The organism is Pseudomonas sp. SWRI18 (assembly GCF_014268345.1).
Classification (GTDB): domain Bacteria; phylum Pseudomonadota; class Gammaproteobacteria; order Pseudomonadales; family Pseudomonadaceae; genus Aquipseudomonas; species Aquipseudomonas cedrina.
On record NZ_JACCQQ010000004.1, the window covers coordinates 164,620 to 180,386 of the forward strand.

General features: G+C 62.3%; 11 protein-coding genes. 1 reads left to right on the forward strand and 10 read right to left on the reverse strand.

What is annotated here, in order from left to right:
• Nucleotides 1-96 precede the first annotated feature (96 nt).
• The 5 genes from H0Z09_RS07205 to H0Z09_RS07225 all read right to left on the reverse strand — a co-directional run bounded on the left by H0Z09_RS07205 (nucleotide 97) and on the right by H0Z09_RS07225 (nucleotide 6,069).
• Entirely contained in the window at nucleotides 97-270 is a 174-nt protein-coding gene (locus H0Z09_RS07205; protein WP_186688967.1) for a hypothetical protein, read from the reverse strand.
• A gap of 156 nt (nucleotides 271-426) precedes the next feature.
• Nucleotides 427-1,599 carry a lactonase family protein gene (locus H0Z09_RS07210; protein ID WP_186688969.1) on the reverse strand — a complete coding sequence of 391 codons (1,173 nt, stop codon included), beginning with the start codon at nucleotides 1,597-1,599 and terminating at the stop codon, nucleotides 427-429.
• Nucleotides 1,589-1,876, reverse strand: coding sequence for a DUF5629 family protein (locus H0Z09_RS07215; protein ID WP_186688973.1), 288 nt, complete (start codon nucleotides 1,874-1,876; stop codon nucleotides 1,589-1,591). Before H0Z09_RS07215 ends, H0Z09_RS07210 begins: the two co-directional genes overlap by 11 nt.
• Before the next feature lie 761 nt (nucleotides 1,877-2,637).
• Entirely contained in the window at nucleotides 2,638-5,013 is a 2,376-nt protein-coding gene (locus H0Z09_RS07220; protein ID WP_186688975.1) for an RND family transporter, read from the reverse strand.
• Nucleotides 5,014-5,028: 15 nt separating this feature from the next.
• Entirely contained in the window at nucleotides 5,029-6,069 is a 1,041-nt protein-coding gene (locus tag H0Z09_RS07225; protein ID WP_186689297.1) for a YCF48-related protein, read from the reverse strand.
• Nucleotides 6,070-6,376: 307 nt separating this feature from the next.
• On the opposite strand from H0Z09_RS07225, the gene H0Z09_RS07230 reads away from it, so the two are divergent.
• Nucleotides 6,377-7,492 (forward strand): Gfo/Idh/MocA family oxidoreductase, encoded by a 1,116-nt coding sequence (locus H0Z09_RS07230; protein WP_186688978.1) that lies wholly within the window; start codon nucleotides 6,377-6,379, stop codon nucleotides 7,490-7,492.
• Between the two features lie 146 nt (nucleotides 7,493-7,638).
• Here H0Z09_RS07230 and H0Z09_RS07235 read toward each other — a convergent pair whose 3' ends face one another.
• From H0Z09_RS07235 to H0Z09_RS07255, 5 genes are all read right to left on the reverse strand, one after another.
• Nucleotides 7,639-9,342 (reverse strand): AMP-binding protein, encoded by a 1,704-nt coding sequence (locus H0Z09_RS07235; protein ID WP_186688980.1) that lies wholly within the window; start codon nucleotides 9,340-9,342, stop codon nucleotides 7,639-7,641.
• Nucleotides 9,343-9,373: 31 nt separating this feature from the next.
• The gene (locus H0Z09_RS07240) at nucleotides 9,374-10,672 is read right to left on the reverse strand and encodes an acetyl-CoA C-acetyltransferase (RefSeq protein ID WP_186688983.1); all 1,299 of its coding nucleotides are present in this window, start codon (nucleotides 10,670-10,672) and stop codon (nucleotides 9,374-9,376) included.
• Nucleotides 10,669-11,559, reverse strand: a complete 891-nt coding sequence (locus tag H0Z09_RS07245) for a MaoC/PaaZ C-terminal domain-containing protein (RefSeq protein ID WP_186688986.1) — start codon at nucleotides 11,557-11,559, stop codon at nucleotides 10,669-10,671. Before H0Z09_RS07245 ends, H0Z09_RS07240 begins: the two co-directional genes overlap by 4 nt.
• Before the next feature lie 3 nt (nucleotides 11,560-11,562).
• Nucleotides 11,563-12,906, reverse strand: coding sequence for a 3-oxoacyl-ACP reductase (locus H0Z09_RS07250; protein ID WP_186688989.1), 1,344 nt, complete (start codon nucleotides 12,904-12,906; stop codon nucleotides 11,563-11,565).
• A 153-nt stretch (nucleotides 12,907-13,059) separates the two neighbouring features.
• The gene (locus tag H0Z09_RS07255) at nucleotides 13,060-15,585 is read right to left on the reverse strand and encodes an acyl-CoA dehydrogenase (RefSeq protein WP_186688990.1); all 2,526 of its coding nucleotides are present in this window, start codon (nucleotides 15,583-15,585) and stop codon (nucleotides 13,060-13,062) included.
• Between the last annotated feature and the right edge of the window lie 182 nt (nucleotides 15,586-15,767).

The following is a 15,767-nucleotide window of genomic DNA, read 5'->3' on the forward strand; positions in this document are numbered from 1 at the left end:
TTTTATGCAGCCGATGCACAAACGCCAAACCACTCGAACGAGGCAGGCTTCGTTCCAGTGGTTTGGCGTCTGCGGGTGTGCAGGGTCAATCAGCGTTCACGGCTGGGTTTTGTGATCCAGCGCGGCGTAGAAATTAGCGCTTTGTTGCAGGTATTTCTGGGTATAGGCGCTGGACGGCTTGCCGGAGACTTCCACGCTGGCCGCGGCCGGCAAGGCAACAGTGGCGGAAACGGCAGAAGCGGCAATGACGGAGAAAAGATTCAAGTTCATGGCGGTAACCCTCGTGTGCGTTTGGTTGAGTGGCCGGGGAAGGCCTTGGAACTCAACTTACGCCCGAGGGCTGAGCCTTAGAAATGCTTTGAAACACTAGCCGCTATCAATAGAATTAATAGCAAGGCTCAGGCCCCGTTGCGCGGGGCCTGTGGCTTATTGACGCACCAGGAACTTGAGATCGCTGGGCGCATCAATCGGCAATTTCTGCACGGTTTTACCGAGCAGGCCGGTTTTAGGGTCGCGTTCGACCACCACGATTTCATTGCTTTTTTGGTTGGCGACCAGCAGGAATTTGCCGGTCGGGTCCAGGCTGAACTCGCGCGGATGGTCGCCCTCAACGGAACGGCGTTGCAGCTCCTTGAGGTGCGCGGTGGCCGGGTCGATGCCGAACACCACAATGTGGTTGGCCGTGCCGCGATTGCTCACGTACAGGAATTTGCCGTCGCTTGACGCATGCAGCGCCGCACCGGCCTTGTCGGACACCGGTTGGCCGGCGGCGTAGTCCACCAATTGGGTCTGGGTCAGTTGGCCGTCTTTGTAGTCGAACACCGCAACCTGGGCGCTCATTTCGGTGGTCAGCCAGGCATGCTTGCCATCGGCGCTGAACAACAGGTGGCGCGGGCCGCTGCCGGGTGGCAACTGCACCGAGGCCGGAGTGGCCGGTGTGAGTGGCAGTTCATGGTTGGCCTTGGGGTCGTAGCGGTAGGCGAACAGCTTGTCAGCGCCCAGGTCCTGGACAAACACGTAATTGCCATCCGGCGACGACACCACCGAATGCACATGGTTGGACGCCTGCCGCTCGGGGTTCACGCGACTGGCCGGGTGCCCGCTCAGCTGCACCGGGGCCGACAGCTTGCCCTGGGCATCGACCGGCAGTACCGCCAGGCTTCCACCCGGGTCTTCGACCACCGAATAGTTGGCGACGAACAGGTAGCGGCCATCGGCGGCGACGCTGGCATGGGTGGGCTCGTTGCCCAGGCTCTGCACCTGGTTGATCAGGGTCAGTTGGTGATTGCGCGGGTCAATGCTGTAACTGCTCACGCGGCCTACCGGGTCTTTCTGGCCGGGACCATTCTCGTTGACCACAAACAGGTGCTTCTGGTCCTTGGAAAGCGTCAGCCATGAGGGGTTATCGGCCGTGGCCGCCAATACCGGCGGGCCCTGGAACTGGCCGGTGCGGCTGTCGAACTGCAGGCGGTAGATGCCTTCGCTGGTGCCGGCGGTGTAGCTGCCCACCAGCACTTCATACGTCTCGGCCGGTGCAGCCTGTACCGACATCGCACCGACACTGCCCGCCATCAGCAGGGGCCAGAATTTACGCATCATCCGCTTCGTCCTCATCGTTGTTGTTGTCGCCCTTGATCGCGCTCAGGCAGACCAGACGGTGTTCACCGTCCTCGTTGCTCAGCAGCCAGCTTTGCAAGCTGTCATCAAAGGTCGCGGCGTTCAGTTGATCTGGACTGAACGTCCAACGCTTGAGTTCCCGGCCGTCCATGCTTTCGATCTGCAAGTGCTGGTCAAAGGTGAAGTCGAAGGCGTGCAGCCCGTCGATGATCAGCATGTCGCTGGTGGCAAGGGCGGTGGTCAGGGGGGTGGCGGTCATGGGGGTCGGTCATTTACGAGGAAGGTCGCAATGATAGCGGAAACAGTCGCATGGACACAGAACCCAATGTGGGAGCCGGCTTGCCCTAATGCCGATCAGTTAAGCGAACGCAATGTTTAAAGCAACGAAGATCAAATGTGGGAGCTGTCGAGCTTTAGCGAGGCTGCGAAAGCGGTGGGTCAGGCGAAAAAATGCCAGCAGTGCCGCCGCCTTCGCAGCCTCGCTTGGGCTCGACAGCTCCCACATTTTGAACCGAGTTCGACATGAATACCGGTCGGCTCTAAGGCCGCCGCGCTTTGTTTTTGATCTTGATCTGAGGCGCCCCGTCAACCACGCTGGCCGGAATTCGATATTGATTTGGGGGGTAAACCGGCAGGACGCCGGTTTAGCCGCCCCGCGCCATGGATGGCGCGTGGCGGCGGCCCCCCAAATCAATGTCGGATTACGGGCATGCCGAGCCTAGGCGAGGCACCGAGTGGTGGGGCGAAGCGTTTTTGGTTACTTTTTGCGCTCTTCAAAAAGTGACCCGCCGTAAGGGCGGAACCCTAAGCCGCCGTTACCGCAGCAACGGATATGTACTCGGTCAAACCCAAAAAACGGTCGGCCCGAAGGCCGCCAAGCAAGCTCCTCGCCACACACCGTTGAAAGTTGTGTAGATACCCATGCCGCGATGACGGAGTGTCAGCCATACATCTGTTGACTGAACCACCGCCATCGCAGGCAAGCCAGCTCCCACAGGTTGGAATGTGTCGGGCCCTGAATCAGTGGGCAAACAACGAATTGCCCTTCTGCCCCGCCAATTTTTCAGGCTTGATCAGGAACCGCGCCAGCGCCGGCAGCAGCCACAGCGCGCCGAACATGTTCCACAGCAGCATGAAGGTCAGCATCAGGCCCATGTCGGCCTGGAACTTGATGGCCGAGAAGATCCAGGTGCACACGCCGATGGCCAGGCACAAACCGGTGAACAGCACCGCCTTGCCGGTGGACTTGAGCGTCTGGTAGTACGCCTCTTGCAGCGGCAGGCCGGCGCGCAGGAAACTTTCCAGGCGGCTGTAGATGTAGATGCCGTAATCCACGCCGATCCCCACGCCCAAGGCCACCACCGGCAAGGTCGCGACCTTGACGCCGATGCCCATGAACGCCATCAGCGCGTTACCCAGCACCGAGGTCAGCACCAGCGGCAGCACGATGCACAAGGTCGCCGCCCAGGAACGGAAGGTGATCATGCACATGGTCGCCACGCACAGGTAGACCAGGATCAGGATGGTCAGCTCGGACTCCTTGATCACTTCGTTGGTGGCCGCTTCGATCCCGGCGTTACCGGCGGCCAGGATGAACTCCAGGCCGTCCTTGTTGTTTTCCTTGGCGAAGTCCTGCACCGCATGCACCGCACGGTCGAGGGTTTCGGCCTTGTGGTCGTTGAGGAACACCAGTACCGGCGCCAGGGAACAGGTGTTGTTGTACAAGCCATCGGCACGGGCGATGGAGTTGTTCAGCACATCGGGGTTACGTGACAGGGTTTCCCATTTCAGGTTGCCCTCGTTCATGCCCTTGATCATCTGCTTGGACACGGTCACCAGCGAGATCGCCGACTGCACGCCCTCGGTGTTCTGCATTTTCCACATCAACTGGTCGATGGGCGCCATGGCTTCATAGCGCGAGCAGCCTTCGGCCTTGGTCTTGACCATCACCACCAGCACGTCGGAGCTGGTGGAGTAGTTGCTGATGATGAAGTTGTTGTCTTTGTTGTAGCGCGAGTCCGGGCGCAGTTCCGGCGCGCCCTGGTCAAGGTCACCGATCTTCAGGTTCTGGCTGTACCAGAGGCCGCCACCGAAGGCGACCAGCGCCAGCAGGATCGAGACCGGTGCGACCTTGGCGCTGGCGAACCTGGACAGCAGGCGCCAGAACGGATGCTCGCGGTGTGCGTCTTTCTTGCTGATGGCAATGGCACGCTGGCTGATGCCGACATAGGAGATCGCCACCGGCAGCAGGATCAGGTTGGTGAACACAATCACCGCCACGCCGATGGACGCACCGATGGCCAGCTCGCGGATCACGCCGATGTCGATGATCAGCAGCGTGATAAAGCCCACGGCGTCGGCGAGGATCGCGATCATCCCCGGCAGGAACAATTGCCGGAACGTGCGTCGCGCCGCCGTCAGCGCATTGTCGGCCTCACTGGATTGCAGCGCGATACCGTTGATCTTCTGCACACCGTGGGAAATACCGATGGCGAAAATCAGGAACGGCACCAGCATCGAATAGGGATCGAGGCCAAAACCGAAGAAGTGCATCAGCCCCAATTGCCAGATCACCGCCACCAGCGTGGTGCTCAACACGGCGATGGTGCTGCGCAGGCAGTGGGTGAACCACAGCAGCAACACCAGGGTAATGACGAACGCGATGCCGAAGAACAGCACCACCATCACCAGGCCGTCGATCAGGTCGCCTACCTTTTTGGCAAAACCGACGATGTGGATTTTGACGTTGGGGTTCTGCGCTTCGAACTTGTCGCGAATCTTGTCTTCGAGCTCATGGGAGAACTTGCGATAGTCCAAGGCCAGCAGCTTGCCCTGGTCCTGCGGGTCCGGGTAAGACTCCAGCAGCGGGATATCGACGATGCTCGATTTGAAATCGTTGGCCACCAGGCGCCCAACCTGCCCGGACTTGAGCACGTTGTTGCGCAGTTGATCGAGGCTTTGCGGCGAGCCGTTGTAGCTCTGCGGGATCACTTCGCCACCGGCAAAGCCTTCTTCGGTCACTTCGGTCCAGCGCACGCTGGGGCTCCACAGCGACTTGAGGCCCGAGCGGTCAACGCCGGAGATGTAGAACACCTCGTCGTTGATCTGGCGCAGGGTCTCCATGTACTCCTGGGTAAAAATGTCGCCGTCTTTGGCCTCCACCGAGATGCGCACCGTGTTGCCAAGGTTCGCCAAATCGTTGCGGTGCTCCATCATCTTCTCGATGAAGGGGTGCTTGAGGGGGATCATCTTTTCAAAGCTGGTGGATGGGCGAATCAAGGTCGCCTGCCAGAACAGGAAAATGCTCACCAGCAGGCAGATGACGATCACCGCCGGGCGGTTGTTGAAGATCAGGCGCTCAAGAAAGGTCGCTTTATCGTTGTGATGACTGCTCATTCTTTGCCCGCCTTCTTATTGTTTTTTCGGTTCGGCGCCAGCAGCTGTCGCGACGCGAACGCCGCCCTGCCCGACCAGAATCAAGTTGCCATTGCCCGCCGCTGTGACCGCCGAGAGGGAAATACGGTCCGGGCGATTGAACACGCTGAAGGTTTGCCCGTCGTCGCGGCTGACCACCACGCTGCCGCCATTGCCGACAACGACAATGGCGCCATCTTCCAGCAAGGTCGCGCCGGACAGACCAAACTCCAGCGCTCCCCGCGCCGCGTTCAATTCGACCTGCTCCCAGGTGCCGCCGAAATCCGTGGAGCGGTACAGGTTGCCGCGCAAACCGTAGACCAGCAGGGTCTGCGGTTGAGCGGTGCCGATCACGCCAAACAGCGAGCCCTCGTAGGGGCCTTCGAGTTTTTCCCAGGACTGGCCGTCGTCGCTGGAACGGAACATGCTGCCCTGCTCGCCGACGATAAACAGGCCGGCGTCCTTGATGTGGGCGATGGCGTTGAGGTGATACTGGTCTTCGTTGTCGAGGCGGTCGCTGACGTCTGCCCAGGTTTTGCCGCCGTCGGTGGTTTCGATCAATGCACCGTAGGCGCCGACGGCCAGGCCGTGGCTGGCGTCGTTGAACCACACATCGAGCAACGGGGCTTCGCGCTTGAGGTCCTGGTATTGCTGGGTCCAGGTGGCGCCGCCGTCGACGCTTGCGAGAATTTGCGCATCGTGGCCCACCGCCCAGCCCTGCTTGTCATCGACGAAAAATACCGCCGTGAGCAGTTGCCGGGTGGGGACTTTGGCTTGGGTCCAGGTATTGCCCTGGTCATCGGAAAAGAGGATGTGCCCGCGATCGCCGACGGCCACCAGGCGCTTGCCGGCATGCACCACGTCGATCATCAGGCCTTTAACGGCCTTGGGCGATTCAATCGCAAACGCAGGCGCTGCGGTGGTATCGCTGGCTGCCAGTACCGGTGTCGACAACGCGCCACCGATCAGCAGCGAGAGCGCTGTGGCCAGCAACGCAACCTTGCGTGCGGCGCGCGGGCGGCAAACAACCCAACCCATGACAGGCTCACTCATAGACCTTTCTCCCATTTATTATTGTTATCGCTGCCTTCCGCGGCCTTGAAACCTGCAATCTAGAGCGCCCGGAGGAAGCAGCGGCCATCCTATCGGGCTTTCGAATCGTCTGACAATCGGCGCTACGTTATCTTTTGTTAACTGACGGCGTTTGGCCACAGGGTGAATGTAGCTGTATTCGCCGGGGTGATCATTGATCATGATATGAATTTTTATTCCATATATTGAGTTTTGCGAATTTTTATTCCATTAATACGCCCTCTGAACAACAATAATTCAAAGGACCCTGGCGATGCGTGAACTCGGAATCGGCTTGATTGGCACGGGCTTCATGGGGCGTGCCCATGCGTTGGCGTTCAATAATGCGCGCACGGTGTTTGAACTGCCTGTGCACCTCAAACTGGCCGCCTTGGCCGATGCCGATACCGCACGCGCCCAGCACTGCGCCACGGCGTGGGGCTTTGCCAGGGCCCATGGCGACTGGCAAGCGCTGATCGATGACCCCGATGTGGACGTGGTAGCGATCACCACGCCCAATCATTTGCATTACCCCATGGCCATGGCAGCGATTGCAGCGGGTAAGGCGGTGTATTGCGAGAAACCGTTGGCCGTGAGCCTGGAACAGTCCGAGGCGATGCGCCGTGCCGCCAGCGTGGCCGGTGTGGTGACGCGGGTGGGCTACAACTATCAGCACAACCCGATGATCGTTTTGGCCAAGCAGATGATCGCCAGCGGTGTACTGGGCCAGATCACCACCGTCCAGTTTGAGAACTCCGAGGACTTCCTGGCCAACCCGCAAACGCCATGGGGCTGGCGCTGCGAAGCCACCCATGCTGGCGGCACGCTGGCGGACCTGGGCAGCCACGCGCTGGCCATGGCGCGCTATCTGGTGGGCGATATCGTCAGTGTCTGCGCCGACACACAGACCGTGCATCCCCTGCGTCCCGCCAGCCCCGCCAGCCTCGACCTGCGTGCGATCAGCGTCGACGACCAGGTGCATGCGTTGCTGCGGTTCGCCAACGGTGCGCGGGGTACGTTGAGCAGCAGTTGGATCAAGCACGGCTACAAGAACCACTTGAGTTTCGAGATCGGCGGCACCCTGGGCACCCTGGCCTTCGATCAGGAGCGCCTGAATGAATTGCGCCTGTATTGCGCCGGGCAAGCGGGGTTCCAAACGCTGCTGGCCGGCCCGGAACTGCCTGGTTATGCGGCATTCAGCCCGGCGCCGGGGCATCAACTGGGATACAACGAGTTGAAAACACTGGAGGTACAGGAACTGATCATGGCCGTGGCCGGCCAGGGCGCCGATGGCAGTGACTTCGAAGCGGCATGGGAGGTAGAGCGGCTGGCGGCGGCGATTCGCGTGGCGGCCAAGGAAGAGCGCTGGGTCAACGTGAGCTTGATCTAAAGCCCAACGCGGGTCCCATGTGGGAGCGGCGGTGCGACGATTCGACTTGCTCGCGAATGCGGTGTATCAGCCAGAAAATCGGTGACTGACACAGCGCTTTCGCGAGCAAGCCCGCTCCCACAGTTGGGTCCATCCAAACCTTCAAATCAGCGCAAAGCCCGGCGCAGCACTTTACCCACGGTGGTCTTGGGCAATTCAGTGGTCCGAAACTCCACATACCGGGGCACCTTGTACCCCGTGAGGTAGACCCGGCAATGGGCAAGGAGCTGCTCCTGGGTCAGGTTCGGGTCCTTGCGCACCACAATGATTTTCACCCGTTCCCCCGTCACACCGTCTTCCACACCAATGGCCGCCACTTCCGCGACCCCTGGGTGCAACGCCACCACGTCCTCGATTTCATTGGGGTACACGTTGAAGCCCGAAACCAGGATCATGTCTTTCTTGCGGTCCACCAGGCGGATATAGCCGCGCTCATCCATCACGCCGATATCACCGGTCGACAACCACCCGTCGGCGTCCAGCACCTCGGCCGTGGCCTCCGGGCGTTTCCAGTAACCCTGCATCACTTGGGGGCCGCGCACTTGCAGTTCGCCCTGTTCACCGATGTCGGCCAGTTCGCCGTCTTCGCGCATGAAGCGCACCCAGGTCGACGGTAATGGCACGCCGATACTGCCGGTGAATTCCATCTCACGCATGCGGGCGATGTTGATCGGGCTGATGCTCACCACCGGCGAGCACTCGGTCAGGCCGTAACCTTCGATGATCGGCAACCCGGTGACTTCCTTCCAGCGCTTGGCGATCGCCGTGTGCGTGGCCATGCCGCCGGCGATCACCATGCGCAGGTCGGAAAAGTCCCGCGCGCAAAACGCCTTGTTTTCCAGCAAGCCATTGAACAGCGTGTTGACCCCGGCAATGCCGTTGAAGCGTTCCTTGCGCAGGATCATCTGCACCCGCTTCACGTCCCGAGGGTTGGCGATCAGGATGTTGCGCCCGCCCAGGCACATGAACATCAGGCAGTTCACCGTCAGGGAAAAGATGTGGTACAGCGGCAGCAGGGTGACGTTGGTTTCCTGCTTGTCCTGGTCCAGTTGGTCGCCGACCCAGGCCTTGGCTTGCAACAGGTTGGCGATGATATTGCGGTGGCTGAGCATTACGCCCTTGGCATCGCCGGTGGTGCCGCCGGTGTATTGCAGGAAGGCCAGGTCGTCGCGGTGCAGATCCACCGGGAAATGGGTGAGCCCGCGCCCCAGCTTCAATGCCTGGTTGAACCGCACCGATCCCTGCAAATTGAACGCTGGCACCTGCTTCTGCACAGTGCGCAGGATGAAGTTCATCGCCGCCCCCTTGAAGGTGCCCAGCAAGTCGCCGATGGCGGCGATCACCACGCGTTTGACACTGCTGCCGGCGATGACTTTCTCCAGGGTGTGGGCGAAATTCTCGAAGATCACCACGGTTTGCGCGCCGCTGTCCTTGAGCAGATGCTTGAGCTCGTGGCCGGTGTACAACGGGTTGACGTTGACCACCACCGCGCCGGCCAGGATCGTCCCCAGCAGGCAGATCGGGTACTGCAAGCAGTTGGGCATCATCAGCGCCACGCGATCGCCTTTCTGCACGCCCTGGGCCTGCAGCCAGGCGGCGAATGCAATGCCCTGCACCTGCCAGTCGGCGTAGGTCATTTCGGTGCCGATGCTGACATACGCCACACGCTCGTGGAATTTTTCCAGGTGCTCGAGGAACACCTCGCGCAACGAGGGGTAGTCTTCGATGGCCGCATCGATATCCGCCGGGACGCCGGGCAAGTAAGCGTTCAGCCAGATCCGTTCGGTGTGTTCCAGGCTTACAGCGTTCATGGCAGTTTCCTTGTTGTTGTTTTTGGCAAAACTACTTTTCGACGATGGCGGTAATGCCCAGCCCGCCCGCCGCGCAGATGGAAATCAGGCCGCGCCCGCCGCCGTTTTCGTGAAGGGTCTTGGCCAGTGTCGCCAGTTGCCGGCCACCCGTGGCGGCGAAGGGATGGCCGCAGCCGAGTGAGCCACCGTTGACGTTCATCTTCGCCCGGTCGATGGCGCCCAGCGGCGCATCCAGGCCCAGGCGCGCGCGGCAGTAATCGGCGTCTTCCCAGGCCTTGAGGGTGCATAACACCTGGGCGGCAAAAGCTTCGTGGATTTCGAAGAAGTCGAAGTCCTCCAAGCCCAGGCCTTCGCGCTGGAGCATGCGTGGCACCGCGTAGGCCGGGGCCATCAATAAGCCTTCGGTGCCGTCGACAAAATTCACCGCCGCCGTCTCGCCGGTGCGCAGATAAGCCAGCACCGGCCAGCCATTGGCGGCAGCCCATTCTTCGCTGGCCAGCAACACCACCGAGGCGCCATCGGTCAGCGGCGTGGAGTTACCCGCGGTGAGCGTGCCGTCCTGTCGGTCGTAGGCCGGCGCCAGGCCGGTGAGTTTCGCCAGGCTGGCATCGGCGCGCAGGTTGTTGTCCTTTGCCAGGCCGCGATGGGGGCTGATCAGGTCGTCGAAGAAACCACGGTTGTAGGCCGCCTCCAGGCGCTGATGGCTGGTGAGGGTCAGCTCATCCTGGGCCAGGCGCTTGATCTGCCAGCGCTTGGCCATGGCTTCGCAGTGCTCGCCCATGGACAAACCGGTGCGCGGCTCGCCATTGCGCGGCAGCAGCGGCTTGAACAACATCGAGGGCCGGGCTTTAAGCAGCGCCTTGAGCTTATCGCCCATGCCCCTGGCGCGGTTGGCCGCGAGCAAGGTGTGACGCAAGGACTCGTTAATGCCGATGGGCGCGTCGGAGGTGGTGTCGGCACCGCCGGCAATGCCCACTTCGATCTGCCCGAGGGCGATCTTGTTGGCCACCAGCAACGCCGCTTCCAGGCCGGTGCCGCAAGCTTGCTGCACGTCGTAGGCCGGCGTGTCGGGGGACAGCGTGGTCGAGAGCAACGACTCACGCGCCAGGTTGAAGTCCCGCGAATGCTTGATCACCGCGCCGGCGGCGAACTCACCCAGGCGTTGGCCGTGCAGGTTGTAACGATCAACCAGGCCCTGCAGGGCGGCGACCAGCAGGTCCTGGTTGCTGTCGTGGGCGTAGACGGTGTTGGAACGCGCGAACGGGATGCGGTTGCCGCCGATAATCGCGACGCGGCGGACCGGGGCCGGGTTGAAGCTGTAGTCAGTCATTTAAGGCTCTCATTCCAGATGAACAACCCACGCATATGGGGCTTGTCGCCCGCGAAATTGCGCACTTCGAACTCACGGCGCGGGCCTGTTACCGGGCGGTTCCAGAGCGCGACCTGACCGGGCAGGAAGATCGGCAGCTTGAAGTCGCAATGGGCCTCGGCCTGGTCCAGCCCGCCGGGCGGTTGCTGCGCCGCCAGCGCGCGGCCCAGGGTCCACATGCCGTGGGCGATGGCGCGGCGAAAGCCGAAGAGCTTCGCGCCGATCACCGACGTGTGGATCGGGTTGAAATCGCCCGAGACCCTGGCGAAGCGCCGGCCCAGGTCGGCGGGCAGCACCCAGCGTTGGGTGCGCAACAAGCCCTCGTCCTGCAACGACAGGGCGTCGACCCAAGGTTCGCCAATCGGGCCCTTGACGTCACGGCGCAGGTACAGACTGTCGCTCTCCCACACCAGGCAGCCGTTGCCGTAGGCGCGAGTGGCGATGCTCAGCGCCTGGCCTTTGGGATGGGCGACCCAACGCTCGCAATACACTTCCAGGCGCAACGCCTGGCCTGCGTTCAGGCGCTGGTGCTGACGAATGCGATTGGCCAGGTGCACCATGCCGCTGGCCGGGTACGGGAAACTCGGGCGGGTCAACAGCATCAAGTGCAACGGGAATGCCAACACATGTGGGTACGACAACGGCACGCCCTGCTCGCGGCGAAAACCACAAGCACGCGCATACGCGGCGATGCCGATGGCGGACAGTTCCACCGCCGAGCGCACCAGGCGCGCCCTGGGCAGAACAGGCGCACCGTCGAGCTTGGGCTTGCGCAAGGCACGCACGCCATCCAGCAACAAGCGGGTACGCGAGGGTGGCGGGTCGATAATCTGCGTCACGTAGTCCATGGCTCAGGCTCCCAGCAGGCTTTGGCCGCACACGCGTACGACTTGGCCGTTGACCCCGCCCGACGCCGGGTGCGCCAGCCAGGCAATGGTCTCGGCCACGTCGATCGGCTGCCCGCCCTGGGACAGCGAATTCATGCGCCGCCCCGCTTCGCGGATCATCAGCGGGATTTTTGCAGTCATCTGGGTTTCGATGAACCCCGGCGCCACTGCATTCACGGTGACATGCTGCGCTGCCGCACGCGGTGCCAGGCCCTGCACCAGGCCGATCACGCCGGCCTTGGACGTCGCGTAATTGCTTTGCCCCAGGTTGCCGGCAATGCCGGAGATCGACGACACGCAGACGATGCGCCCGCCGGGGTTGAGCCCCTGGCTCTCAAGCAATGCATCGCTCAACTGCAACGGCGCTTCAAGGTTGACCGCCAGCACGCTCCGCCAGGCGGCCTCGGTCATTTTGGCGATGGTCTTGTCGCGGGTAATCCCGGCGTTGTGCACCAGCACATCGAAAGCGCCGTATTGGCTGACGTGGTCCTGCAACCGTGCGACGGCATCCGCCGCAGTGATATCCAGGGGCAGCGCCGAACCGCCCACACTGTCCGCCGCCCGTTGCAGCGCGGCCTGGGCCTGGGGCACATCCACGCAAACGACGTGGGCGCCGTCTCGCGCCAGCACCTGGGCGATCGCCAGGCCAATGCCTCGGGACGCGCCGGTGACCAGGGCGCGGCGGCCGGCAAAAGGCTTGTCCCAATTGACGCTGACATGGCCGTCCACCGGTTTTTCAAGGCGCACCACTTGCCCCGACACATAGGCCGAACGGCGCGACAGGAAGAAGCGCAAGCTGCTGTCCAGTGCATCTTCGGCGCCAGGTGCCACGTAGATCAACTGCACGGTAATTGCCCGGCGCAGTTCCTTGGCCAGCGAACGCACCAAACCCTCGAGGGCGCGCTGGGCGATGGCCTGGGGCAAACCCTCGCAATGTTCCGGCGCGGTGCCAAGTACCACCACCCGGCCATGTTGGCCGAGGCGCCTGGCATTGGCGTGGAAGAACCCGTAAAGCTCGTCCAGTTGTTGCGGACCGGCCACGGCGCTGGCGTCGAATACCGCGCCTTGCACCTTGACCGTGGACGGCGCCGTGAGCGTGGCCGGGGTGGCGGTAACCGTGTCGGTGGCCGCGAAAATCCGCTGCACCTCGGCGGCCAGGCGCCCTGCCCCGGCGACGATGACCGGGTTGGCCAGGCCTTGTTGGCCGCTGCGATGGCGTTGCAGGGGCAAGGGCTGCGGCAAACCGACGGCCTGGGCCAGGCGACGGCCCCAGGGGGAATTGACGAACGAAAGGTAGCTGTCACTCATAGTTGGCTCTACTCACCACACTGTCTTGGCCTGTAAACCCGATCAGTGTGGGAGCGGGCTTGCTCGCGAATGGGCCCTTTCAGTCACCGGATACTTTGACTGATCCACCGCATTCGCGAGCAAGCCCGCTCCCACATTTGGACCGCGTTTCTCCTAATTAACCGAGGTACTTTCGACCGGGGTCGTGCGGCGTTTCGCCGTCGGTTCCAACGCCTGCTTACGCTGCTGCAACGCCTCCAGCAAGCCGAAGTCCTGCGGGAAGTCATCCACCTGGATCGCGTGATCGGCATATTCCACATAGCGCGCCAGCAAGGCTTCTTCGTCGTCGCTGATCAGGTCCAGCGCCCGCGCCTTGACGCGCCAGGTGGTGAAGGCGGTGGCGGAGATCGGCAGCGGTTCGATCAGGCCTTGCTTGACGGCGGGCTTGAGTCGGGCGTCGATCAGCTCGACCTGCGGCAACAGGCGCAAGCCCAGTTCGCCGTAGGCCAATTTGTCGATTTCCGGGCGAGGAATGTAGGAGTTGGCCAGCAAGCGGTCGCGGGTTTCGCCCGGTACCTGCACCACATCGGCCACCTGGGCCAGCAGGCGGTCCGAAGGTTTGCGCAGCGGGATACCGAACGGGAACGTCAACGCCTTCAGCACTGCGGCAGCAGGCTTGGACGGGTAGTTATCGAGCACTTCGGCCAAGGCTTCATGGGCGCGCAGCAACGCATCCTGGGCCGACCAATGCACCAGCGGCAGATCGGCCTGGGGCCGGCCGTCGTCCTCAAAACGCTTGAGCACGCAGGACAGGATGTACAGCTGCGAAAGAATATCTCCCAGGCGCCCGGTGATACTTTCCTTGCGCTTGAGAGCCCCGCCCAGCACGCCCATGGAAACGTCCGAAATCAGGGCCAACACCACCGACAGGCGATTGGCCTGACGGTAGTAGGACGCCAACGCCGGCTCGGTTTTGGCCGGTACGGAAATCAGCCGCCCACCGGTCAGCGAATGCACCGCTGCGCGTACGGTGTTGGCCAGCACAAAGCTCACATGGCCGAACATGGCACTGTCGAAGTCTTCCAGCGCCTTGCGCCGGTCAGGGTTGCGCGCCGCTTCCATCTCGCGGAACACATAGGGATGGCAGCGGATCAGCCCTTGGCCAAAGATGATCAGGCAGCGCGTCATGATGTTCGCGCCTTCCACCGTAATGGCGATGGGGCTTTGCTGGTAGGCCCGGGCCAGGAAGTTGTTGGGGCCCATGCAAATGCCCTTGCCGGCGACAATGTCCATGCCGTCATTGACGATGATCCGCGCGCGCTCGGTGACATGGTATTTGGCGATGGCCGAGATCACCGACGGCTTCTCACCCGCATCCAGGGAGGCCACCGAGACTTTGCGCACCGCATCGCAGGCATACAGGTGCCCGGCCATGCGCGCCAGGGGCGCCTGCACGCCTTCGAATTTGCCGATGGGCAGGCCGAACTGCTTGCGCATCGCGGCATAGGCGGTGGTGCCGCGCACCGCGACCTTGGCCAGACCAACGTTGGACGACGGCAGGGAAATCGCGCGCCCGGCGGCCAGGCATTCCATCAGCATGCGCCAGCCGTTGCCGACTTGCTCACGGCCGCCGATCACCCATTCCAGCGGGATGAAGACATCCTTGCCGGTGGTAGGACCGTTCTGGAACACGGCATTGAGGGGCCAATGACGCCGCCCGCTGTTGACGCCGGGGTGGGACGTAGGAATCAACGCGCAGGTGATGCCCAGCGAACCCGGCTGGCCGAGCAGCCCGTCCGGGTCTTCTGCGCGAAATGCCAAGCCGAGCACCGTGGCGATCGGGCCGAGGGTGATGTAGCGCTTGTCCCAGGTCACACGAAAACCCAGCACTTGCTCACCTTCGTGCAGGCCTTTGCAGACAATGCCCAGGTCCGGGATCGCCCCCGCATCGGAGCCGGCATAGGGGCTGGTCAGCGCAAAACAGGGAATGTCTTCACCCCGCGCCAGACGCGGCAGGTAGTAATTGCGCTGGGCATCGGTGCCGTAATGCAACAGCAGCTCGGCCGGCCCCAGGGAGTTGGGCACCATCACCGAAATCGCCGCCGCCGAACAGCGCGTCGACAGCTTCATCACCACCTGCGAGTGCGCATAATGGGAGAAACCTTTGCCGCCGTACTGCTTGGGAATGATCATGCCCAGGAAGCCCGCGTCCTTGGTGTACTGCCAGCCTTCGGGCGACATGTCCTGCCAGACCTGGGTGGTTTCCCAGTCGTTGGCGATGTCGCACAGGGTTTCCACTTCGTTGTCGAGGAAGGCTTGCTCTTCGGCGCTCAGGCTGGCCGGTGCGGCTTGCAACAAGCGCTGCCAATCGGGCTTGCCGCTGAACAGCTCGGCGTCCCACCACACGGTGCCGGACTCGATGGCGGCACGCTCGGTGTCGGACATCGCCGGCATGATTGTGCGAAACAGGTTCAAGGCCTTGCGGGTGAGCAAGGTGCGGCGCAGGGGTTTGAGGGTCATCAGCAACGCCGGCAACACCACCAGCACCGCCGCGACGCCAGTGCCGAACCCGGCCACTGCATTGAACAGGTAACCCGCCGCCAACCAGAGCACGCCAGCGCCCAACCACATGGCGGCAGCCGCTTGTCGATAGGCCAGGGCGATCGCTGCTGCGAAACCCACTATTAACCAGATAACCATGGAAATACCTCTACTCGATTCAGGGTACGGCTACGTGCGCCAGGTCGGATGACATGCGGCGTAACGCCACACTACAAAATTCGAAAACTATATTCAAATTTTGTTTTGAAATTATTATTTAATCCCTGAGCAAAAAAAAGGCGGCTGAGCGGGCCGCCTGGTCAATCAGTACCTTGGAGGAG

What these genes read in the sequence shown, in the direction of transcription:
- H0Z09_RS07220 (WP_186688975.1), bottom strand. Translation starts at nt 5,013, where the DNA reads ATGAGCAGTCATCACAACGATAAAGCGACCTTTCTTGAGCGCCTGATC.
- H0Z09_RS07210 (WP_186688969.1), bottom strand. Translation starts at nt 1,599, where the DNA reads ATGATGCGTAAATTCTGGCCCCTGCTGATGGCGGGCAGTGTCGGTGCG.
- H0Z09_RS07205 (WP_186688967.1), bottom strand. Translation starts at nt 270, where the DNA reads ATGAACTTGAATCTTTTCTCCGTCATTGCCGCTTCTGCCGTTTCCGCC.
- H0Z09_RS07250 (WP_186688989.1), bottom strand. Translation starts at nt 12,906, where the DNA reads ATGAGTGACAGCTACCTTTCGTTCGTCAATTCCCCCTGGGGCCGTCGC.
- H0Z09_RS07215 (WP_186688973.1), bottom strand. Translation starts at nt 1,876, where the DNA reads ATGACCGCCACCCCCCTGACCACCGCCCTTGCCACCAGCGACATGCTG.
- H0Z09_RS07235 (WP_186688980.1), bottom strand. Translation starts at nt 9,342, where the DNA reads ATGAACGCTGTAAGCCTGGAACACACCGAACGGATCTGGCTGAACGCT.
- H0Z09_RS07240 (WP_186688983.1), bottom strand. Translation starts at nt 10,672, where the DNA reads ATGACTGACTACAGCTTCAACCCGGCCCCGGTCCGCCGCGTCGCGATT.
- H0Z09_RS07255 (WP_186688990.1), bottom strand. Translation starts at nt 15,585, where the DNA reads ATGGTTATCTGGTTAATAGTGGGTTTCGCAGCAGCGATCGCCCTGGCC.
- H0Z09_RS07230 (WP_186688978.1), top strand. Translation starts at nt 6,377, where the DNA reads ATGCGTGAACTCGGAATCGGCTTGATTGGCACGGGCTTCATGGGGCGT.
- H0Z09_RS07245 (WP_186688986.1), bottom strand. Translation starts at nt 11,559, where the DNA reads ATGGACTACGTGACGCAGATTATCGACCCGCCACCCTCGCGTACCCGC.
- H0Z09_RS07225 (WP_186689297.1), bottom strand. Translation starts at nt 6,069, where the DNA reads ATGGGTTGGGTTGTTTGCCGCCCGCGCGCCGCACGCAAGGTTGCGTTG.